Genomic DNA, 23401 nt, shown 5'->3' on the forward strand with positions numbered 1-23401 from the left:
TTCACGATAGCTACATGATAGCATGGAAAATAGAAAGCAAAAAATTTTCTGCTCATATCAAAAAATAACTCCAACTTTCATTCGTAGAACAAAATCCCTCCCTTTATGAACCTATATTCGTTCTTGCATTTCCTAAAAATCTAGTTTATGATAGGTGTATTATAAACATATTATTTAAGAAGGGGACTTTATTTATGAAAGAAAATCGCAATCACGGATTTAAGCTGCGTCTTATTTTCGGAATCATTTTAATCGCCCTAGCTGGTGTTGTCTTATTCAGTTTAAATAAATCTACTCCAGAAGACTTAGAAAAAGCAGGGAAAGTGTTTGATGTCGCTCGAAGGGAAGACGGAGATACACAAGTAGTTAAGGTCACTCAAATTTCTAGTAATCCTGTGGCTACGGTCGATAATGGAAAATCAAAACTGTATATTATTGAATATTTAAAAGAAGATAATACGTATGGAATTATCGGACTTGAAGTTCCTGCTGATTCAAAATTAGCTTCTGATTTAATTTCAAAAAATGATACTTTGCCAAACAATCCAGAATTAGTTAAAGTCACTGTCATCGATTCTTTCCGTAATAAAAAAGCCATTGAAGACTACGATTCTAAATTTACAGAAGTTTTGAATGATAATAATTTATTATCTGGTAATTCACAAACGGTTTACTATCTATCTACATCTGAATCATCTTCTTCAGCTCAAGGTGGCATGTATGTAGCAATTGGGCTTTCAGCAGCTGGACTTCTTTTCGTTGGATTAGCTTTCCTAAAACGTAAGAAAGTAAATGCAGCTTACGATGAATTGTATGCAGCTTACCCAGAACTAAATGGTAACTTAGACTTAATGTTACAAAACGCAACTTATGCTGATGACGAAACACGAGTTTATATTTATAAAAATCACTTCTTTACAACGCTTAGCGGGTTAGAAGTTTATGATTTAACTCAAGCAAATCGTATTTATCATTATCAAATCAACCATAAACGTTATGGAATCACAACAAACCGCGATTCATATATCGTATTCTTAACCGATAATACAAGTTATAGAAACAAAAAGACAAAAATTCAAATTGTAAATATCGGTGAAGAAACCGATAACTTCTTACAACCTTTCTTCTTTGCAGCTCACCAAGAGTTCCCTAACTTAGAAGTTGGTTACGAAAAAAATAGACCGTTTTAATTTGGACTAAAAATTCTCGCAAAATTGATATGTCCCTCCTTTACTGGATATCCTAGTAAAGGGGGGATTTTTTATTCAATGCTCTTTCATTCCAGTGAGTGAAACTTTAAACAAACCTTTGCACTTCAAACTATCTTATGATATATTATTTCTGTTATACATACCTATAAAAGGAGAATTATTATGACTGAAAAACGTAATACTCGTGGGATTATTTCACTAATCGTTTTGGGAGTTGTCTCATTTCTTATCGCTATTGGACTTGTGGGCTTCTTCTATTTCTTCCAAACTGCAGATAATTTGTATAAACAAGGAAATATCTTCGGTGTGAGTCCTATGAAAGATAATGCAACGACTTCTGTTAAAGTTACTGGATTTTTATCGGATCCAATTGCGAATGTAGATGGAGGAACTCAATTATATTTAATCGAGTTTACTCGTAAAGATAGCGAAGATTACGGTTATACAAGCCTTGAGATAAAAGAAGGCGATAAACTGATTGACGAACTTAAAGCTAAACAAGATGACTTAGTCGACAATCCAGTCTATGTTCTCGCTAAAGTCCGTAAATCGGATGGAGAAGGTGCCGTTAAGAACTACACGAGAGAGTTCAAAGAAACCATTAAAGAAAATAAAGCTATTTCTCAGTTAGCTGAGACTGGATACTATGTTTCAGCTGATGAAGCGAATACCGAACGTCTCTATGCTTCGGCTGGAGCAGGTATTGCTGTGTTATTCGGTCTTGTATTCTTCTACTCAGCTTACGCAACTCGTAGAGGAGAAGATAAAGCCTATGGTGAACTTTATGCAGCTTATCCAGAATTGAATTATTCAATGGATACGGTATTAGAAAATGCCACTTATGTAGATAACCAATTAGGCATCATATTATACAAAAATCACCTTATTTCTACATTCAAAAATTTCCAAGTATATGATTTAACAAAAGCTGAGCGCATTTACCATTATATCTACACACAAAAATCATACGGAATAACGGTAAGTCGTACTTCACAACTAATCATTTTAACCTCAGATAAATCTTATCGCAGAAAGAAAACTACTCTTCTCATTAAGAATGTGGGCGAAGACACCGATGACTTACTACAACCATTCTTCTATGCAGTAAGCCAAGAATTCCCAGAGGTTCTATTAGGATATGAAAATAAAAAGAGACCTTTCTAAATAAAAGGTCTACTGGTTCAACCCCCCCCTTTACTGGACTACCCAGTAAAGGGGGTTTTTCTCATTAAGAAAACTCTCCTCAAAGTAAAAGAAAAGAACCTCCTATTTGGAGATTCTTTTCCTTTACAATTAATCTACATAAGGTGTTTTTGTACGGTTTAAGAATGCATAAGCTAAGCCAATTAAGATTCCTCCACCGATCCAGTTTCCAACAAATGATACTGCCCAATGACGGATAATATTGAGCCAATTTAAAGCATCAATTGAGTTTCCAACTGGTGAGAATTTCACGATAGAGAACGATGCAAAATTCGCTACTACGTGTTCATTTACTAAGTAAACAAACATGAAGATTGCTGAGATGACAATCCATAATTTAGCTTCTTCACTCTTGATTAAGATAAATGAAAGAATCGCTACGTTAACGAAGACATTTGCTAAAATACCTTCCAATAAAATCAGTTCGTTTGAACGAGACAATTTCAATTCAGCAACTTTTGCAATGAACTCATTTGCATTGATTCCGTTAAATGCTGAACTATTCGCGAATAACGCTCCTATAAACATGGCTCCAATTAAATTAAATAAAGTACAATAGAATAAAATAGCAATTGCTTTAGACCATTTAATATGTTTTTGGTACGCTCCAGCTGTTAAGAACATCATGTTCGAAGTCGCTAACTCTCCGTTTAAAAATACAACATACACTAATCCCCAAGTGAAGATAAATGCAAAAGTAAATCTACTTAACGCAGGATTTAATCCAGCTATAATTTGTGCCGCATGGGCTCCTGCGGCTGTACTCATTGTTAAAAATGCTCCTGCAAACATTGAACGCAGTGCATAGCGCATTTTGCTTTCATCAAAAAGCGCTTCTTTTTTTTGACATGCTTTATTCAGTTTTGTATTGAACTCACTCGTGTGTTCCATAACATTCCTCCTAAAAATTAATTACACTTCAGTATACCATTTTTTTCACAAATGCAAAGCCTTTTCTATTGTTTTTGGCAAAAAATCCTTTACAAGTTTTATGAAGATTGTTAGAATGAGGGCTGATTAAAACAGTATAAAGGAGATTCTTATGAAAAAGATTATTGGAATTTTAACAGCGGCTTTATTATTAACCGCATGTGGACAAGCCCCTGCAAATACGAACTCAACGACGACAAGTGTTGAAACGACTACAGCAGTCCAAACTACAAGTGTGACTCTCAACATTACAAAAGATGGACAAGCGATTGAAGGTAGTCCGTTTACGCTCACTTTTAAAGAGGGAGATAATCTCTTAGATGTCATGAAGGCACAACTAAAAATCGTTGAAAAAGACGGATTCATCTCTTCTATTAACGGAGTTGAACAAGTTCCATCTGAACAAAAATACTGGTTATTTGATGTAAATGGACAAATGAGTCCTGTTGGTGCAAAAGAAGTTCTCCTCAAAGCTGGAGATGTCATCGACTGGAAATTAAACAAACTTCAATAATCTATGAAAATATCGACTCAAAAAATCGCATTTATCGCAATGATGTCGGCTTTTTGCGTGATTAGTAGACTCGGGATGCTTGCCCTCCCGAATGTTCAACCGATTACTGTAGTCGTCATTTGGATGACCTTAGAATTAGGATGGGGATACGGTGCTTCCATCAGTATCCTTTCCATTTTAATCTCGAATCTGCTCATTTCAATGGGGCCGTGGACTCTTTATCAGATAATCAGTTTTTCAATTGTTTGTCTATGTGCGACCCTACTCTCCCCTTTGTGGAAGAAAAGGGCTCGCTATCCGAAAGCAAGTTTCCTTATCTTCCCGATTTTTGCAAGTTTGATGGGATATTTATACGGATTTATTATCTCGGGGATTTGGGTACTTTCAATGCCTGGTCTGAATTTTTGGATTTATTATGCCAACGGAATTCTATTTGATACTTATCATGCCCTTGGAAATATTGCTTTTTGGATATTACTAATTCCTATCTTTGAACGATTAAATCCATTTGAAAAACTAAAAAAATAAAAGGAACAGAGTGCCCTCTGTTCCTTTTTTCTATCCTTTAAGTTGATAATTAACAATATCTTTTTTTAATTGACGGATTGGGTAAGGACTATCTTTCATGATTTTCTTTGCCTGACACCCCGCATATCCTTGAAGAATATCCACTTTAGGAAGAACGACCCAATCAGACAATTTTTCTTCGGCTTCTCTTTTAGTAGCCTCCTCTTCCTGGTTATCGAGAATAAATACAAATCGATACTCTCTCTCGTGACTCCATTCCTTAAATTTGGCGAAGGTTGCTTGGATGTAGAAATTCAAGTTTGAAAAAGAGAATCGATTACTGTGACTTCTTGTTTTGGGCCTTTGATCGATATATTCGACTTCCCCATACACGCATAATCCATCAAGAGCAACCCCTTGAATTTTATCGAGTAAGCTCGAGTAGGAATATTGTAAAGCATAACCTTCATGACTATTAGCATAATAGGACCACATTAATATATTATCGTATGCATGCGTGAAACAGAAAACTCTAAAAACATCCATCATCGTATTCCCATCCGCATAATAACAGTTACAATCAAAAGGATCATTAAACCACTTAGGATGGCTAAAAGACACATTGCCTTCTGCCACCTGATAGGCATTTTTCTCCACAGTTTCTTTCCCGTAGTATTTTACAAAATAGGTTTTCTCTTCTAAAATCTTCATTTCTGCTTTTTTGAAGTAGAACGTTACGTCCTCTTTAAACTCAACTCCACATTGTTCAATCAATTGCTCTGGAGCTAAAAACCCCAATCGAATATTGTTATTCAATGCGTCATTAAACACTTTATCCGCCTTTTCTACAGTAAATCCTTCCGGAACTTTTGCGTTTGGATTTTGAATAAAGACTCTTTTTTGAGCGTTTAATGGAATATCGGGTGGATTCTTTTTAGAGAACTGTGGCTGTTTCAAAAGAGAGACCAGCTCCTGTTTATTAGTTAAGGTATTCAACAACAAAAAACAATTACTATCTGGATAAGACTCTTCTACCTTATAGTGATTATGCGTCTGAAGAAAAGTTAATTTAGCAATTAAATAACGATACAATTCAATATCTTCTTTTAAGATAATTTTCAACCGAATCACCCCCGTATCAAAAGTATATCATTTATTCTCTTTTGTTTAAATATACGTTTGAAGCTTGGTAGAGATTGAGACATAGGCTCAATCCGGTGCCCCATTATCACTATTATGAAGACATCCGAGGAATCTGTAAGATAGACGTAAGTCTATTCCTTTTTGCACACAAAAAAGGAGGGGTTACCCCCTCCTTTTGTATTATTCATCATCTTCAACGCTATCATCATTCTGGGCATCTTCCGCAAGAATCTGCTCGAGTTCTTCTTCAGAAAGTTTGGTAACATGAATTTTACGAATACGATCATTCTCGATTTCTGTCGGTTGTAACATGTACCCTTCGAATCTCACCTTCACTACCTCTTTATCATCTGGGAAGTAGCCAAGTTTTTCAATAATCGCACCCGCCATTGTGTCCACTTCATCAGACTCTAATGACGTTTGATAAATTTGATTGAATCTATCGAGCGATATTCCGGCATCAATCACCGAATTGTTTTCGTCAATTTCTACGATTTCTTTTTCTTCTTCATCGTACTCGTCTTCGATATCTCCGACGATTTCTTCAATCAAGTCTTCTAATGTAACAATCCCTTCAACCCCGCCGTATTCATCTTTTAATACCGCTAAGTGTTGACGAGTTTTTCTAAATTCTACTAATAAATCATCTACGAAAATTGTCGATGGTACAAATACTGGTTCATGCGCTAGGGCGCGTAAATCAATATTGTCAAATCCTTGCTCTCTTGCAGCACGGAAGACATCTTTCACGTGAACGACCCCGATAACCGTATCTTTATCTTCTTCGTAAAGAGGAAGACGTGAATAGGAGCAATTCAAGATAATCTCTAAGTTCTCCGCTAACTCATCGTCGACATCCAGCATCAACGTATCCGTACGAGGAACCATCACTTCACGTGCAAGTTTCGTATCTAGAGAAAGTACCCCTTGCATCATCGCAAACTCGGAAATATCAATCGCACCGTCGTTACGGCTATTGGCAAGTAGAGACTTCATCTCGCTTCGTGTTAATTTTTCTTCCACCTTAGTAAATTCAATTGGTGTCATTCGTTTTAATAATCCTGTTGAGAACGTCAAAATCCAAACGAATGGTTTTGAAATCTTTTTGACAAACAAAATAATCCCTGCAGTATGTAACGCAATCGGTTCTGCCACTTGTAATGCCACTTGTTTTGGATATAATTCCCCAAATACTAAAGTGAGATAGGATAGAACAACCGTCACAATCACTAATGCTAATGTTTCGGCTCCAGGAATGTTTCCTAATAATGGTTGAATTCGTGAAGAGAAACTTGTTGCGGCAGACGCACTCGAGAAGAACCCAGCAAATGTAATCGCTACTTGAATCGTTGCGAGAAACTCATCCGAATTCTCTAATAGACGCATTACCTTGATTGCTTTTTTATCTCCTTCTTGCGCTCTTTGTGCCATTTTTCCTTGATTAATGGACACAAACGCAATCTCCGCTGCAGCAAAAAATGCATTTAATGCAGTTAATAATACAATGATTAAGATCTGGACTCCCAACGAACTCCCATCTGAATCAGCTGTCATAATTTTGTTAACCCCTTTTAACTATAGATTTTACCCATTATTGAAAATGGTATAGAGATATCATATCAGTTTTTGATGAAAAATCAAGATTTAGTATTTTTTTGTAATGGTTCTTTAATGTTAGAATCTTCATTTTATCGTTTTTCTCCTCTATCCATTCTCATTTTCTCATCATTTCTTCACTTTTCTAGTTACATTTCTCTCAAAAAATGGTACTATTATTAAGAAAGACATATATAGGAGGAATGAATATGTTATTAAAATCTCTTGTAGTTCCAAAAAAGAATCTAACGGTTGTTAAAGAATCATGCACGTTAGAAGAAGCCATTACGATTTTAGAAGAATCAGGATATCGTTGTGTGCCTGTATTAGATGAAACAGAAACTTTCTTTAGAGGAAATATTTATAAAATGCACATTTATCGCCATAAAGCAAACGGCGGTGATATGAGCCTTCCTGTTACACATCTCATTAAGAATTCTACGAAGTTTATTAGTGTAGATAGTTCTTTCTTCAAAGTATTCTTTACGATCAAAGAATTACCTTATATTGCTGTTTTAGATAAACAACAACGTTTCTACGGAATCTTGACACACAGCAGTCTCCTTGGCATGCTTCAAGAATCTTGGAACGTGAAAAACGGCTCTTATGTATTGACCATTATTTCAGGTGGTGAAAAAGGAGCCCTTGCTAACATCTCTAAAGTGATTAACAAATACGCATCTATCGCAAACGTAATGACTATCGATACTGAAAAAGATAAAAGCTTACGCCGTCTATTGATCACATTACCAGCAGGTGTTTCAAAAGACACCCTTCAACAAATCGTCGATGGCCTCGAGAAAAAAGACTACTCCGTCGCTGAGGTGGAGGATTTGCAAAATAACTAGGATACGAGACATCGCGTTCAGAAATGGAACGTTGGACCGGAACGCCGGAAGGAACGTGCAACGTTCTGCGGACGTTTCGGGAAACGCACGCCATTTCTGCGATGGCGAGTTCAACTTCACAGGATGTGAGGGTGAACGCTCAGGACTGAATCACTGGACCGGAGTAACGCAAGCGACTTGGAACAAGTCATGCGGCTACTACGGGAAGTGGACGTCAGTTCTGTGAGCCCGAACTCAACTTCACTAATTACATCTACAAAAAACCAGCACACCAGCCCTCAAAGCTAGTGTGCTCTTCTTTTTTATTATCGAATTACTGAGCGTGCCATACGAGCTACCGTATGACGAACCCCTCGAATCGCAACTGACATCGCGTAAATATTTTCTATGGTTGCTAACCCACCGTATCCGGCATCGCCAATATGTTGAATATCCACGCCAGCTACCTTATTGCGGATGGCGATTTGTTCGATTACTTCCTTACTAGACCCTTCTTGGCTTGTTCCAATCGCAGATAATACAAGTGCATCATTCGCATGAGCCACTTTAACGATGGCTACTAGTTCTTCATCCGTAAACCCTGGTACAGTACCGACTGCAGGCACTAATAGAATATCTGCTCCGGCTTGAATAAACCTCTTCGCAATTTCTTCATTCATAACAGGTTCCTTTGAGCCCGCTCCGTGCATTTTTCCAGCAATCACGATTCCTGTAAAATGAGATTTTGCCATCGAAATAGATTTTTCAATAGCTTCATTCGTCACCCCTGTACCAGGATTTCCAGTTAAACAAATAAAATCTAAACCGAGTTTTTCAGCTCTAGATACTGTTTCAGCTGTACATTTTCTTCCGGGGGCAATTTCAATTCTGGACTCTAACATTTCTGCATGCTCGTCCACTGGTTCCAAATTGGCTCCAATCGGCAAGCCACTAAGATCTTTAACCCGTTGCACTGGATTCTCACTTTCTTCTGCTCCGAAAATCAGTGGGTCGAAACAATCAAATCCATTTAATAAGACCATATCCGCTCCAAATGCTTTTGCAATTTCTGCATTGGATAATTCATTCAAAAAGGTTGGTCTCACACAAACCGTTTCACAACAGACCGTTCTACCTTCTGCTGCTTCAATTGCTTTTTTCAGTGCGTTACCTCTCATTTTTTTAAAGTCACTCGCAACACAATTCAGCATTCTTTTACCCATTTTAACTCCTCCTAACGATTAATAAGTGCCATTACTGTTTTTAATAAAAGTTCATTCGTTTGTTCGTAGTCTCCACTTTCATGATAGGCATAACTCATTCCATGATTTTTTGTCGTTGGATCAACCTTCCACATTTTAAAACTACCGTGTATTTGATGAATTCCTGTTTCTTGGATTAAATATTGAATATTCTCTTTAGTTACACCACCCCCACAAAGGAGCTGAATTTCTTCACCATATTTTTCTTGCAATTTCTTTAGTAAAGGGATCCCTTCTTCGATGTTAGCTTGTTGTCCTCCTGTTAAAATGCGCGTGCATCCTAATTGAATTAATCCCTCAATCGCTTCATATACATCAGGAACAATATCAAAAGCTTTATGAAATACACTTTCTGCATGAAATTGCTGACATAAGTCAATCATTTGTTTTGTACGATTCCAATCAATCGTTTTATCTTCTTTCAAAAATCCAAATGCGAGTCCACTTGCACCGGATTCTAATAATAGTTTTGCATCCAACATCATACTTTCAAATTCTTCCTGAGTGTAACAAAAACCTGCTCCGCGCGGGCGAACCATACAGATGATAGGGAGTGTCACTCCTTTATCAATCACTGTTTTCAATGTTCCTAAACTGGGGGTTAATCCCCCTAGAAACAACGCACTATTTAATTCAATGCGGTGAGCTCCTTCTTGTTGGGCAATGAGGCAATCTTCAATACTTCCCGCACATACTTCTACAATGGTCATTTCATACCTTCTTTCATATTCGATAACGCTAAGAGTGCCAGTCCGTAAATAATCGTATCTGTTTCTAAGTCTTTGACCCCTATCCATTCATTCGGTAGATGCGCGATATCTCTTTGACCTGGGAAGCTTGGCCCATACGCAATAATATTTGGAATTATTTTTGCATACGTACCCCCTGTGGTCGTGACAGGAATGCTATCGCTTTTAGTAACGTCAGTATATACCTGCTGAAGCGCTTGGACATACTTAGAACTTTTATCATATAGCACTGGAGACCAATGGGAAATAACCTCTAATGTCGCCTTTTCTGGCAGATGCGCAGTGATTTGGTTTAATAAATCCGATTTTGTGCAACTGGCAGGATAGCACATCGTCCATTCCACATAATGCTGATTTTCTTCTATCCCAAAGGTTTCTCCCCTTAGTTGCATCATCCCAAAGTCTTCATCATGATAAGCAATTCCAAGCTCTTCGCCACGATGATTTGTATGCAATAATTTACGATTTGCAAAATCATACAAATCTGCCACCCTCGATTCTGGCAGCGATACTCTTACTTTTAATCTTCCACGTTCCCCGTATACAACGGGCCATTTACAATCTGGCGTCCACCCAAACGTCGGCGGAATTTCTTTAGTGAGATAGTGCTTCACACATCCAAATCCGGTCTCTTCGTTCGTCCCAAACACGATTCGCACGGGACGGTCAAAGGTCACTCCGTTTTCCTTCAACACATATAGAGCATATAAATTCGATAAAATGGGCCCTTTGTTATCTAAAGTCCCTCTTCCAAATAATTTCCCCTCTCGAAGAGTTAAACTAAGTGGCGGAGAATTCCATCCTTCCCCAAGAGGCATGACATCCACATGACCAAAAACCCCATAATAAGCGCCATCTGCACGATTTTCTCCATATTCGGCATATCCAATTTTATCATCGATATTTTTAGTGTGAAACCCTAATTCTGTTGCAATTTTTAAAACTTCTTCTAGTGCTTGTTTAGGACCTCTTCCAAATGGGGCATCGGGTTCCTCTTTTCCTCGAATACTAGGAATCGCCACCATTCGTCTTAAGCCATCAAAAAGCATTGGTTGTACTTCTTTTAGTCGATTAATCCACTCTTCTCGATTCATTCTTTAACCTCCAAAGGCTTCATTCTTTCTTCTAAATACGATTCCAACCATTCTTTAGACGCTAGCTCATGAGACATTGTGCCATCTGGTTGAGGATGTACTCGAAATACCGTTGGCGCTAAGGATTTGGTAGCTACCACGAATGAAAAGTTATCGATATTCGTCGCTGCACCAAAATCTCCGTTTCGATTCATCGCAACTACTGAAATATCCCCTGCTTCTCCTCTCGTTCTCTTTAGCCGAGCATCCAACTCTTTCACCGCTTTTTCACACGCTTTTTGAGGAGAGAGCCCTTCTTTCATTAATCGGACGATTTCGTATGAAATAACTCCCTTCATCAAATCCTCCCCTAGTCCAGTCGCCGTTGCACCGCCAATAGTACTATCTACATAAAGTCCTGAACCAATGAACGCAGAATCGCCCACTCGACCAGGTTTCTTCATAAAAAGTCCGCTAGTGGACGTTCCAGCAACCATATCTCCGTGCGTATCTAATGCTACCATTCCTACCGTATCATGGCCTGCATATGGAGAAAGTTGCTCCTTCTCTAAATCCTTTAAGCGATTATGATAATGAATTTTGGCCCGGTCCGTCAACATCTCTTTTTCTTCAAAATGACGGCTTCTAGCAAACTCTTGTGCTCCCTGTCCTACGAGTACATTATTCACTTTATAATGGCTGAGTTTTCTTGCAATCGAAATTGGATTAGCAAAGTTTTTAATAGCACATACTGCTCCAAAATCAAAACGACTTCCATCTAAATAAGCGGCATCCAGTTCCACTTCCATTTTTTCATTTGGAAGACCACCATATCCTACAGATTTAAAATATGGAAAATCTTCTACTTCTTTAATCGCTCCTTCAATAGCGTCCCCGGCAACTCCTTCCTGAGATAGAATAGGAGTTACTTTTTGAATTCCTTCTAGTGCCATTCTCCATGTTGCAATCATTCCCCACATGACTCTTCACCTCTTTTATTGAAATTGTTGCATCCGCGCTTCTTTTTCGCCACTAATAATCGCAATGGCTCCACTTAAAGCTTCGCGCAACCCTACTGCTCCTTTTTTAGGCATTTCTAACATAATGATTTTATCTTTAAAATTCGCAATCGTTTCTTCATTTTCTTTTGAACAAATCACATAAGGTTTGCAATCCGTTTGTTCTTGTATGGCTAAAGCAATTTCCGCAGCCATTTGAGCATACGTATCATAATTAAAACACGGGCCTGCAAATAGTACCTCAGCTTTCGTTTTCAAAATAAGATTATGAATCTTATGGATGACCTCTTCTTTATGCGCTTGAAAATAATCAGGTCCACAATAAATCGTCGCTAGCGCACTTAATCCTGCTTTTGTAAATTCATCTTTGAACATTAAAAAGGAGCCGATTCCTCCCTTTTCTAATCCTAGTTCCGTATCTGCGCGTTCCTTTCCACCATATCCTGCTTGAATTTGATCAAAAAGTAATAACACTCGCATACTCTCACCCTCTCTATGAAAAAGAGTGGCCATGCCGTTCCCCGCATACCACCCTCTTCATTATGAAATTAATGACTTCCTTTTTTCTAAAGATTACAAATCATCAAAAGATAAGTCGTTTAAGTCAACATCATCTAGCTCATCGCCTTTTAACATACCTGCATTTTCTTCTTCGTGTAAGTATTGTTTATCTAATGCTTTAAAGAATGGATAGTAGATTAAGCAACCGATAATAATTAATCCAATTTGGAAGAATCCCGCTACAATGCTACCAGTTGATAACCAACCTGAGAAGAAGAATGGTGTTGTCCAAGGAAGAGATGCCCCCGTCGTATAAGGAATGATTCCCCATAAGGTCGCAAGTGTTGATAATCCAATATTTACTAAAGGTGTTAATATAAATGGAATTGCAATAATTGGGTTTAATACAACAGGCAAACCAAATGTAACCATTTCATTAATTCCAAAGATACCAGGAATGATGGCTAATCGACCTAGTTTCTTCATTCGTTCTGATTTAGCAAGGAAGACCATAAGGAATACTAGTGATAAAGTACTACCTCCACCACCAAAGTTACCAAAGAAGTCCCCAAATGGACCTGTAAAAATATTTGGTAATGGAAGTCCTGCTTTGAACGCTTCTAAGTTTTCTGTTGTTAAAGCTAAGTGAATTGGATTAAATACCGTATTCGTTACGGCAGGTCCATTGATACCAAAGAACCAGAACAATGTAGATAGGAACTGATAGATTGGTTCAAAGAAGATATTTCTACCAAAACCTAATAATGGTGCTTGTAAAATCTTGTAAATGAATGTATGTGCATATTGATACTCTGTTAATGAGAATAATAAGTACACTGCAAAGAAGAAGAACATTGCAAACATACTTGGGATCAATGCTGCAAATGATTGATAAACTGCTGGTGGTACCCCATCTGGTAATTTAATGACCCAACCGCGTTTTTGAACAAAGACGAAAATGCGAACTGAAACAATCGCTGTAATCATTGCTAAGAACATCCCTGCAGATCCTAAATGTCCTAGAGAGAATCCATTAAACACTTTGTTGGTAGTTGCATTCACAAAATCGGGATGAACTTTAGGTGTCATAATTAAGAAGCAGACTAGGGATAATGCTCCCCCTGCAATCGGATCACTTTCTAATTGCTTCGCATAAGCATACCCAATACCAACAGCACCTAGTACAGCAAGAATACTAAATGTTGAATCAATCACCGCATCCATTGATTTTTCCCAGCCTTGTCCAAAGAATTGGGCTATAAATTCGCTGTATCCAGGAACAGGGAAATTTGCAATCACTAAGAAAATAGATGCCACAATAATTAATGGTGTTGCTACTAAGAAACCGTCACGAATAGCTACGAGCACTTTGTTCGTACTAAGTTTTTCAGCAACTCTACCCATTACTTTTTCTAACTTAGAAAACATGTCACTGACCTCCTATTTTTTTGATTTCAATAATTGTATAGCTCTTTTTAAAATACGTTCTCCATCGACATTCCCGTAATCTTCCAAATTGATAACATCTACTGGAACGCCTTTTGGTTCATATTTATCGCGTACCGCATTAAATTTAAATTTCACTTGCGGCCCTAATAAAATAACATCTGGATGATATTGTTCATAAATAGCATCTAGTTTTGGGTCTGGAAACGCTTTTATTTCTAAAGGCAAATTATGCTTATCCGCAACTTCTTGCATTTTACTTGCCACTAGACTTGTGGACATTCCCGCACTACAAAATAAATAAATCCTTTTCATCTCTATTTCCTCCTTTCTTTTCTATTATTTGATAGCTTCTAAACGTTCATATAGCGCAATAATTTCTTCTGCGGTAATCTTTAGAAATTCTGCACTCATTAATTGATCTTCTGCATGGACCAATAGCAATGATAATGTCACTGGATCTCCAGAAGTTTCCTGTTGTAAAAGACCAAAATGCGCTTCATGGCCTTCCACTTGAAAATTGGAACCTTCTTCAATACAATTTCTAGCTTTATCAAAGTTTCCTAATTTAGCCTCTTGGATAGCTTCCATAAAACTGGATTTTGCAGCCCCCAAGGCACTAATCATCTTGAAACAGACTAATTCGATACCTTCCATACTTATTCCTCCTTCTTTCTATCGAATCGCTTCTATAAATGATTCCACATTTTTTGCTTCTAATAATGACATCATCTTTTCTGGAGAATCTAACTGCTTTCCTAACCATCCTAGAAACAGCTGCATAAACTCCATATCCTCTTCTTTGAGTGCCAGTAAAATAACCAATTTAACAGGGAAATGATTCCACTGAATGGGTTCTTTTAAAACGGCTATCGAAATCATTGATCGTTTACTTTCTGGACGTAATGGATGAGGAATCGCTAATGCATAATCAAAATCCGTCGAAGATAAATTTTCTCTCTCCAGAACTGAGTTTAGAAACTCCTTCGTAACGATATTCTCTTGAATTAAATGGTGTCCCATCTCACGGAGTAATTCATCTCGATTATTGGGCTGGATGTTCGCATAAAAGAACTTTTCACTCATGAAATTCCCGATTTGCGAGCGAATCTTATGACTCATTTGTTCTGTCTCTAAAGTATTCATCACCTTTATGAGCTGAATTTCATCTTGTGTATTAAAGAAAAGTCCTAAGCGAACCATTGGAATTTCGAGGGGATGCTCTATTTGGTCAAATGTAATGAGCAAGTTTGCATCGTAGAATTCGGATAAATCAGTCGTAAATGTACTCTGCTCCACGACAAAATCTAAACGATGAGAAAACTGATCTTTCATGCGACTAACACTCCCTGCAATGAGTGGATACTGTGTATTCGCAATAAGAATCGCACGTAATTTCTGCGGTTTAACTCGCTGCATATATGCTGCTCCAATATGTAGAGCGATAAATCCTATTTCCTCCTCTGTCATCTCACATTGAAAGGCTGACATCAAATATTGACTAATCGATACGGCCGTATCAAATACTAGAGGGTATTGTCGTTTAAAGGTTTGAACATAGACGTTAGGTAAGCTCAAATTCAGCTGTACTCGTTCCAAAAATCCTTGTAAATGCAATTGGAAACGCATGGTGAAATCCTCTTGTTCTATAAAAGAAACCCCCATGATACTGTAAAGCTGTTCCCCGATTTGTCTAACTACTTCTTCTAAATCGACTATTTCTCCACGAAAAGAAATTTTTGATTCAACGGCATCAGAGTTATGATAGGCTTTTAAAAGTTTGGCAAAAGATACCACCTCAGCTTCTGGAATGATTGTTTCTTCTAGAATTTTGGAGAAAATAGAGCGTACAATCTGATACTCTACTTCCAAATCCAATTCATCCTGCGAGAATTCTTGAACGGTATGTCCCACTTTAATCCGTTGTAATACAATCCCTATATGAAGAAGTAAAAATGGCATCAGTGACTTACGAATAGAATAGCAATTATGCTTTAGTTCATCCCAAATGATTGACTGAATATGTTCCATATCCAATTCTGGATATACTTGCATTAACTCGCTACTATTTAAAAAGTCCTCTCCCACTTCTTTTTTTAATAGATTTCTATACAGTTTTCTTTTGCTCGTTTCAGATCCTTCTAATTGTAAAAATCCATTGTTCAACTGTAATGACAGACCTTCATATTCTTGCAATTTTTGTTGAACACGAATTCGAACTAACTCAAAAGTTTTAGCGCTTACAAAACACTGTTCACAAAAATGATCAATGAACACTCCATCCTCTTTAAACAATAGTTGTTTTAACAAATGGACACTGCGTTCTTCATTGTCCTGAGGAGTCTTTGTCATATTCAATGGTGTAATATATCTGTTTTGTTGAAAGGCTACGAGATGGTACCCTTTTTGACGATTTGCTTGAATGATATGAGGAGCTTCTTGGTTAATATGTTCAATATCTAGTCGAACCGTTCGAGTACTCACACCCAAACAGGTCGCTAGCTCTCTCCCTTTCATCCATTCTTGACGAGATAGTAGTTGCAATAACTGTTGGTGACGCTGTTTCATAAAAATCCCCTCCATCTCAACTTGACTATACCAAATTCTTCACATCTATTATACCTAAAATCTTTTCCTATTGTTAGGAAATTTTAGCCCATTCGTGAAATTATTCGTAAATTTTCTTATTTTTTGACAGATTTTGGATGATTGGTGTACTAAAGGAAAATCATAATAAAAAGTGTATTGAAAAATAAATGGAGTCTCTTAGAACTCCTATGGATTATTTTCATCATTATAACAATAACGGCACCCCATCGAGCCTTCATCTCAAGGGTAGCAAGCCTTAAACTGAGGGTAAGTGATCAATCGCTAACCCTCAGTAATTCGCATTGCTTGCGATTACCTTATTGTTATTATGATGAAATCCATTAGGAGTTCTTTTGAGACTCCATTTAATTACTGCTTTCTATAGATTTTCCTTTAGCACATATCACATATTGAGTGAATAAGTAAATTACAAATTGTTTCAGGCGGAGGGACGGGAAGGACAAGGTGGGTGCTTTTGAGAGGCGGTTTTTGGGCAACAAAAAAGGCACCAGAATCGGTGCCTGCAGGACTGGGGTAGCTGGATTCGAACCAACGAATGACGGAGTCAAAGTCCGTTGCCTTACCGCTTGGCTATACCCCAATGGTGGAGGGGGGCAGATTCGAACTGCCGAACCCGAAGGAGCGGATTTACAGTCCGCCGCGTTTAGCCACTTCGCTACCCCTCCAGCAAATATTAAAATTTCGTACTCAGATATCTTACAACAGTTTGAAGGAGAATGCAAGGATTTTACCGCAAAAACATAAAGAATCTAGTCGATTTCCTGGCTAGATTCTTTATAAGTTTATTTTAATTTAGACGTGACTTTCTTCTTAGAGAAAGTTCGCTCTTGTTTATTTCCTAATGCGTTCAGACGTGCATCCAAGAGAATATGACGGCCTTCTACATTACGAGTGTATATGATTTCGTACTTGCCAATGTATTTTTCAATGTTGGCTACAAAAGCGACGACGTCTTCTTTACGTTTATCAAACATACTTGGAACGGCAAAATATTTTGTTTGATCATTGACCCTAGTCGTAGCTCTTAGAATATAGCGCTGGTTCTCAATTGGAGCAAAGAATTCCGATAACGCCTGTGCGAAGAGTTCCTTCTCACGCAAGGTTCCCCCTTTTAGATAAGTGGCTGTTTGAAAAGAATCTTTATCCTCACGAACGACTCTAGCCTTGCAGTTTTGTGTCTGCAAGTGTCCTGATGCAAGCAAGGCTTTTCGGATGGATTCCGCAAAGAGTTCGAGGCGTTTATACGGACTCTTGTAAAGGAAATATCTCAACCAGACGATATTTAACACGATGAGCGATAAAATCCCCACTGGATAAAAGAGTTGGGACGGTCCTTTTACAAAATCGAGAAATAAATAGACAATCAATTCCGTCAGTACAATTGCTTGCGCGTAGGTGAGAATTTTTCGTGCATCTGTTAGAAGAACGGTCGGCAAGAACGCCTTGTCCACTTGCACTTCACTAGCGACTTCCATATCTTCTAGAAGCGGAAGAGATTCATTCCAGCGCTCTCTCAACTCTTCGCGGTTACGCGAGCGGCTGATGGTTTCTTGGTTGAGTTTTGTTAAATTCTTCTTCGTAAACTCGATATTTCCAAGGTCTAATCGATCCACGCCCGATTCAATCGTGTTCTCATTATAGTGTAGGCCTAAAAATTGCTTCATGCGGCGCTGCAACAATTCCATATCCGGACTATCGATTCCGACAGCAACCTCTTCGTCTTCTTCCTTCTTGAAGAGTTTTTTCTCCGCCAGATTAATGGACACAAGATGCCAAACGCTGCTTGTTTTATCCGGATTTTCCGGCCAAATACGAATCGCACGCCCTCGCATCTGATTGCTGAGCATGAAACTTCCGACAAAGCTAGCGAGAATCAATGAGTTCACGCACGGCGCATCCCATCCTTCCCCTAGGAGCGATTTTGTCCCAATTACGACATGAATATGCCCTTCTTGGAAGAGCTGCGTCACGGCGCTGACTAAATCATGTTGCGAACCTACTAAACGGACCTTCACATAGTCCTTCTCGTCTAGTTGTCCGACTGGTTGGAAGGTAATCTTATCGGCTCCAAAAACAGCCTCTAGACGCGATTTTACACCTGTTGGAATAATCACGAGACTTCCTGTTAAAACGGCCATAGGAACGTCTAATTGTTGTTCCTCAAGCTCTCTACGAAGGACTTCGAAGTAGGGCAATACGCCCAGTTGGCTATATTGAACTTCTGGGTTTCCTAAGTGCGCCTCAAAGTCCTTTCGAATGAAGTCGGTTAGAATCAGTTGTCTTAAATTTCCTCCTAGAGTTTCGTATTCTGCTTTAAAAATATCTCTGACGGCATTTAATTTCCCAAGAGATTGGTTCAATAGCTGGTCTATTTTTTTATTGCGACATAACTGTACTTGTTTGCGGTCGATTAACCCCAGAGATTTCAATTCACTCTTTAACTCTTTCAGGTCTTCTTCGGATAAATCATACCAATGTGGTACATCAAACAACATTCCTTGTAAGAGGATTTCAAACCACGCCAAGTCAAACATCGGAAGGCGGCTTGCCCCTAGTAATTGTTGAAACTGTTTCGGGAACTCGATTCCTTTATGACGTAGAAAAATCAGTGTAGCCGAGAGATACTTCGGTTCGTTTAAGAGTTCATCTTCTGAAATGGTGCCATCGAGCGCACGGCTAGTTCTCACCGCCTCGCAAAACATCGAGTCAGAGGATAGATTTTTCAAGAAGGTTCTCTTTTGCGTAGAAAACTGATCGAGTTGTTTCTCTTCTTCCTTCGTTGGGAAAGAGAAATACACATAGTCCTGGTGCGGACACAAACTGCCTTCTTTGACGAGTTCTGGAATAGTAATTTCTTCATCGATTTCCCCACACATAGCCACATAACGATTCCAAAGTGCAGGCTCTCCTTCATATGGAGGTGTTGCCGTCAGCGAAATCACATTTATATCCGCAAAGGATTTGCGGAAGATTTCCAGACTCTTCCACCATTCATTTCGTAAGTGATGGCACTCGTCGAGGCACAATGTTCCAAGACTCGCTTCGTTAAAGAGCCCAACGATATCTACTCCTTTAAAATCAAAATGCTCGTTTTCGACGACATCGTCCGTATCCTCAACTTCCGCGTCGCCTTCCAGACGGTTGATGGCACTGTGCAACGCTTGATACGTCGCAACGGTGATCGTCTTTGGCTGTTTGAGATTTTGCGAAATCATTTCATCGGCTAGAAGCTCATCATCCAGAAATGCCTCACGAATACGGTCAACCCATTGCTGGCGAATCGTCACTGTCGGCACTAGAATGAGCGCAGGCTTACTATTGCGACGGATAAATTCAATTCCTAGTGTCGTTTTCCCAGAACCTGGAGCCGCCACTAAGTGAATATGACCATCCGCCATAATCGTCTCGCTTTTTTCTAAAATGCGCTTTTGATACTGGCGCCACTCGCCTTTAAAAGATAAGTGTTCTAACACCTAACCCCTCCTTTGCTCATTCATTATACCATTAGATTTCTTCTTTTAATTCGATTTTGATAACACTGTCCACCTCATCAGGTAATGGATAGGTGTAAGCCCCAATTTCTCCATATTGTGCAAAGCAAATGTCTTGAAAAGCTAAAGTAGTCCAACTGTTAGAAATCCTTACTTCGCTACCATCATGGACGAAACTCAACCGTTCAATCTGCTCTTTATCGATTCCTGTTAACGCAATCGGACCAATAGGTTGTTCAAACACATGGGCGTACAACATTTTCCCATTCTTTGTGTAATAACCCCATTCCGGTTTTGGCAGATTCACTAATTCTCCTTCGTAGATAGATTCTCCATTACTCTTCATCCATTGTCCAATTTCCTGCAAAATTTCTATGCTTTCTCTTGGGAATCTTCCTTTAGCGTCTGGTCCTACATTTAAAATCATATTTCCACCCTTGCTGACACATTCCACCAATTTGCGAATAAGAACTTTAGAGCTTTTAAAGAGTTTGTCAGACGGATGATACGCCCAGTGATTATTCATCGTAAGACACAATTCCCAAGGTAATAACTCTCCCTTATCATTCCGAATCCCTTCATGGGGTAAAATTTGTTCAGGACTAACAAAGTCTCCAGAATAAGAATGAATCTCCTCTGTAGCAATGCTGCCAAATCCTTCCCCGGAAGTCTCTAATCGATTATCAATCACTACATCCGGTTGATGTTTGCGAACCAGCTCTATTAATTCACTTGCCTTCCATTTTTCTCCAAACATTTCCCCATACGAAAAATCAAACCAAAGAATATCAATTTTTCCATATTTGGTAACTAGTTCCTCGACTTGGTGATGCATCAATTCTAAATACCGATCAAAGTCGATTTGCTCATTTTGATACTGCTTATTTCCTCTCATGGGATGGTGGCGATCTTCATATTTAGGATAATCTGGATGATACCAGTCTAGTAAACTAAAGTATAATCCTACACGTAGCCCTTCTGCTCTCAGGGCTTCTACATATTCCTTTACTAAATCTCGTCCAAAAGCGGTATTGGTAATCTTATAGTCCGTGTACGCTGAATCGAATAAGCAAAAACCATCATGATGTTTTGCGGTTAACACAACATATTTCATCCCTGCCTCTTTTGCAGCTTTTGCCCACTCCCTTGCATTGAATTCTGTAGGATTAAAGGCTTCAAAATAGGGTTGATAGTCCTCAATCGTCATTTTTTCATTGCTACGGATCCATTCTCCTCTTCCTGGAATGGCATACAGTCCAAAATGAATAAACATTCCAAATCGAGCCTGTCTAAACCAACTTGTTCTCTCTAAAATAACCTCTAGTGAATTTTCCATCTTCATCCGCTCCTTTATTCTATTGCCCCAATACTATGCCTTCATTCTAGCACTCTTCCTCTTTTAAAAACATCCCCAATTTTGGTGAAACACATCAAATTTCTTCTCGTTATTTAAAAATAAAAAGGACTCATTCTATGAGCCCTTCTCTACAACCTAAAATAAACAAATTCTATTCATCCATTTGTATTTTTTGATAGTCTTTGGAGACTTTCATTAAAGTCTCATAAACTTCACGAAGTTCTTCTTTTAATCCTTCGTCCGTCAAATACGATTGCACTTTTGCAATCACTTCTTTTTCACGACTTGCATCGAAAATGGCCATCTCATTTTCCTTTTTAATTCGAGCAACATCCATAACGACTTGCATCCGTCTTTCAAAAAGAGAGACGATTTCGCGGTCGATGGCATCAATTTCTGCACGTTGTTTGTCTAACATCTAAAACCTCCTAAATTCCAAAAAAGACTCCTAATGGATAGCCGATAGCAACGGCACTTATCGCACTAAGCAAGAATAAAACTCCCCCATAAAGAAACGCATCTTTTGCGTTCGTCCATCCAGAACCTACCGAAATGGCCACATAAGGCATTGATGGTGGTGTCATAAATGCTAGGCTCGCCATGAACCCAATCAGGCAGGCAATCGTTCCCGCTTGAACTTCAATCGATCCTGTAGCATAAACAGTCGTTAACACCGTTGTTACAACTGAAACAGTGACTAAGTTTGAAGAGACATTTGTTTGAAATCCTGCCCACAATACAAAGATAATCACAACCAATAATTGCGAAAGGGTCGCAAATAGAGGCACTAACGAGCTTTCGAGTAAGCTAATCACCCCAAATTCAGGTTTCGTAATTAAGGTGCCCATACTCAATGTTGCTCCCACCAAGAACATACTTGGCCAATAGACCCCTTTTTGTAGCCCTTCTTGAATAGAGAGGAGTGGTTTCCCTTCAAATGATAGAATCGCCAAAAGAATTACTCCAATCATCGGCGGAAATGCCATTCCAGCGCCTTTTAAGAAGGTAGCCACGTCTGGTAATAGTCCTCCAATGAGCTCTGGAAGAACCCATAGAAGGACAACACTCATAAAAATAAGGACCGTTGCTTTCTCACGTCTACCTTTTGGCGGTAAATTTTCTAGCGAAGTCATTTGTTTCATTTCTACTTGGGATAAATCCACTCGCCAAAAGAATCGTAGAAACACTCCCATCACGATAAAAAGAACAAATCCTGCTGGAATACCAATCATCATATACTGTGCATTGGAAATCGCAATTCCGGTTGCCGTCTTATAGAGCGCCATCGCTGTTACGGAAAAGACGTGATTGATTGGTGTCATCGCAGTTCCGATGGCAATTGTCGAGAATAGAACAATTAATAAAATGGAAGATTCTCTATCTCCTTTTTTAAATCCTAACAGAACCATCATCTCTTCATAAATGGGAAAAACAATCATAAAGAGAATCGTCGGCGAAATAAAAAGACTAATAAATAAGACACTTGTATAGAAAGCTCCGATAAAATGCCAAGGTGTTTTCCCAGCAAAAGAACTTCCCAAGGCCTTTGCGACAAATCTTCGAAGAGCCGGAGTTTGCTCCAAAGCATAGGTCATTAAAAATGTAAATAATAGGAAGACAAAAGTCGTATTTCCAAACGACAGATTAAAAATCTGCCCATAAGACACTCCTGGAAGTATCCCGATTCCTAATAGTATGTAGCAGAGAACGCTTGGCCAATCCGTTGCCACAAATAACCAGAGCAATAAACTGCTCAAAAAAATGGATAAAATAGAAATCGTTGGTGCTGCTAATCCAAAAAGAGTCCCTTGTGTAAAGGTTAAATAACCGCTAAGAGCTATTAAAATACCACTAAGTGCAATAATGAACCGCTGCGGTTTCGTCCAATTTTTTCCTTTCATTGTTTCACCTCATTCCTATCTATCCTACCTCATTTTAGATCAGATTGCTATTGAAACTAGG

Annotated in this window: 21 protein-coding genes and 2 tRNA genes; 5 read left to right on the forward strand and 18 right to left on the reverse strand. The window is 38.6% G+C overall.

The features are described from left to right. Positions 1–194 precede the first annotated feature (194 nt). Positions 195–1190, forward strand: coding sequence for a hypothetical protein (locus tag ADH99_RS08945; protein ID WP_049555702.1), 996 nt, complete (start codon positions 195–197; stop codon positions 1188–1190). Positions 1191–1373: 183 nt separating this feature from the next. Further along, complete coding sequence (locus tag ADH99_RS08950) at positions 1374–2375, forward strand: hypothetical protein (protein WP_049555703.1); 1002 nt, start codon at positions 1374–1376, stop codon at positions 2373–2375. A 129-nt stretch (positions 2376–2504) separates the two neighbouring features. On the opposite strand, the gene ADH99_RS08955 is transcribed toward ADH99_RS08950, so the two are convergent. After that, positions 2505–3305 (reverse strand): formate/nitrite transporter family protein, encoded by an 801-nt coding sequence (locus tag ADH99_RS08955; protein ID WP_049555704.1) that lies wholly within the window; start codon positions 3303–3305, stop codon positions 2505–2507. Positions 3306–3456: 151 nt separating this feature from the next. Between ADH99_RS08955 and ADH99_RS08960 the strand changes: the two genes are divergently transcribed. Both ADH99_RS08960 and ADH99_RS08965 read left to right on the forward strand, forming a co-directional pair. After that, positions 3457–3858, forward strand: a complete 402-nt coding sequence (locus tag ADH99_RS08960; RefSeq protein WP_005606522.1) for a DUF4430 domain-containing protein — start codon at positions 3457–3459, stop codon at positions 3856–3858. A 3-nt stretch (positions 3859–3861) separates the two neighbouring features. Then, a complete protein-coding gene (locus ADH99_RS08965) occupies positions 3862–4386 on the forward strand; it encodes an ECF transporter S component (RefSeq protein ID WP_049555705.1) in 525 nt (174 codons plus the stop codon). Between the two features lie 30 nt (positions 4387–4416). Here ADH99_RS08965 and ADH99_RS08970 read toward each other — a convergent pair whose 3' ends face one another. Beyond that, complete coding sequence (locus ADH99_RS08970; protein ID WP_049555706.1) at positions 4417–5496, reverse strand: DUF2971 domain-containing protein; 1080 nt, start codon at positions 5494–5496, stop codon at positions 4417–4419. Positions 5497–5688: 192 nt separating this feature from the next. Beyond that, positions 5689–7062 (reverse strand): hemolysin family protein, encoded by a 1374-nt coding sequence (locus tag ADH99_RS08975; RefSeq protein ID WP_049555707.1) that lies wholly within the window; start codon positions 7060–7062, stop codon positions 5689–5691. Positions 7063–7313: 251 nt separating this feature from the next. On the opposite strand from ADH99_RS08975, the gene cbpA reads away from it, so the two are divergent. Beyond that, positions 7314–7952: a cyclic di-AMP binding protein CbpA gene (cbpA, locus tag ADH99_RS08980; protein ID WP_039849006.1), complete on the forward strand. Its 639-nt coding sequence runs from the start codon at positions 7314–7316 to the stop codon at positions 7950–7952. A 305-nt stretch (positions 7953–8257) separates the two neighbouring features. Here the strand turns inward: cbpA and ADH99_RS08985 are convergent, their stop codons facing one another. The 15 genes from ADH99_RS08985 to ADH99_RS09055 form a co-directional block, all read right to left on the reverse strand. Then, a complete protein-coding gene (locus ADH99_RS08985; protein WP_049555708.1) occupies positions 8258–9154 on the reverse strand; it encodes a PEP phosphonomutase in 897 nt (298 codons plus the stop codon). A gap of 11 nt (positions 9155–9165) precedes the next feature. After that, positions 9166–9903, reverse strand: a complete 738-nt coding sequence (locus ADH99_RS08990) for a copper homeostasis protein CutC (RefSeq protein WP_049555709.1) — start codon at positions 9901–9903, stop codon at positions 9166–9168. After that, positions 9900–11036 carry a Sapep family Mn(2+)-dependent dipeptidase gene (locus ADH99_RS08995; RefSeq protein WP_049555710.1) on the reverse strand — a complete coding sequence of 379 codons (1137 nt, stop codon included), beginning with the start codon at positions 11034–11036 and terminating at the stop codon, positions 9900–9902. Before ADH99_RS08995 ends, ADH99_RS08990 begins: the two co-directional genes overlap by 4 nt. Then, positions 11033–11995, reverse strand: coding sequence for a N(4)-(beta-N-acetylglucosaminyl)-L-asparaginase (locus ADH99_RS09000; RefSeq protein ID WP_049555711.1), 963 nt, complete (start codon positions 11993–11995; stop codon positions 11033–11035). Before ADH99_RS09000 ends, ADH99_RS08995 begins: the two co-directional genes overlap by 4 nt. Positions 11996–12010: 15 nt before the next feature. Beyond that, positions 12011–12514 (reverse strand): GrdB-related putative oxidoreductase, encoded by a 504-nt coding sequence (locus tag ADH99_RS09005; RefSeq protein WP_049555712.1) that lies wholly within the window; start codon positions 12512–12514, stop codon positions 12011–12013. Between the two features lie 93 nt (positions 12515–12607). Further along, positions 12608–13963 (reverse strand): PTS sugar transporter subunit IIC, encoded by a 1356-nt coding sequence (locus ADH99_RS09010; protein ID WP_005606541.1) that lies wholly within the window; start codon positions 13961–13963, stop codon positions 12608–12610. Positions 13964–13975: 12 nt separating this feature from the next. Next, positions 13976–14296 (reverse strand): PTS sugar transporter subunit IIB, encoded by a 321-nt coding sequence (locus ADH99_RS09015; RefSeq protein ID WP_049555713.1) that lies wholly within the window; start codon positions 14294–14296, stop codon positions 13976–13978. Between the two features lie 24 nt (positions 14297–14320). After that, a complete protein-coding gene (locus ADH99_RS09020) occupies positions 14321–14638 on the reverse strand; it encodes a PTS lactose/cellobiose transporter subunit IIA (protein WP_005606545.1) in 318 nt (105 codons plus the stop codon). Positions 14639–14656: 18 nt separating this feature from the next. Further along, the gene (locus ADH99_RS09025) at positions 14657–16549 is read right to left on the reverse strand and encodes a BglG family transcription antiterminator (RefSeq protein WP_049555714.1); all 1893 of its coding nucleotides are present in this window, start codon (positions 16547–16549) and stop codon (positions 14657–14659) included. Between the two features lie 550 nt (positions 16550–17099). Continuing rightward, positions 17100–17171, reverse strand: a tRNA-Gln gene (locus ADH99_RS09030). A 1-nt stretch (position 17172) separates the two neighbouring features. Next, positions 17173–17256, reverse strand: a tRNA-Tyr gene (locus tag ADH99_RS09035). Positions 17257–17373: 117 nt separating this feature from the next. Beyond that, positions 17374–20064 (reverse strand): DEAD/DEAH box helicase family protein, encoded by a 2691-nt coding sequence (locus ADH99_RS09040; protein ID WP_049555715.1) that lies wholly within the window; start codon positions 20062–20064, stop codon positions 17374–17376. Positions 20065–20095: 31 nt separating this feature from the next. Continuing rightward, the gene (locus ADH99_RS09045) at positions 20096–21418 is read right to left on the reverse strand and encodes an alpha-L-fucosidase (protein WP_049555716.1); all 1323 of its coding nucleotides are present in this window, start codon (positions 21416–21418) and stop codon (positions 20096–20098) included. A gap of 172 nt (positions 21419–21590) precedes the next feature. Then, a complete protein-coding gene (locus ADH99_RS09050; protein WP_049555717.1) occupies positions 21591–21857 on the reverse strand; it encodes a chorismate mutase in 267 nt (88 codons plus the stop codon). Between the two features lie 10 nt (positions 21858–21867). Beyond that, positions 21868–23340, reverse strand: coding sequence for an SLC13 family permease (locus ADH99_RS09055; RefSeq protein WP_053091367.1), 1473 nt, complete (start codon positions 23338–23340; stop codon positions 21868–21870). Positions 23341–23401 lie beyond the last annotated feature (61 nt).

Source organism: Granulicatella sp. 572.rep1_STHE (assembly GCF_001073445.1).
GTDB lineage: Bacteria > Bacillota > Bacilli > Lactobacillales > Aerococcaceae > Granulicatella > Granulicatella adiacens.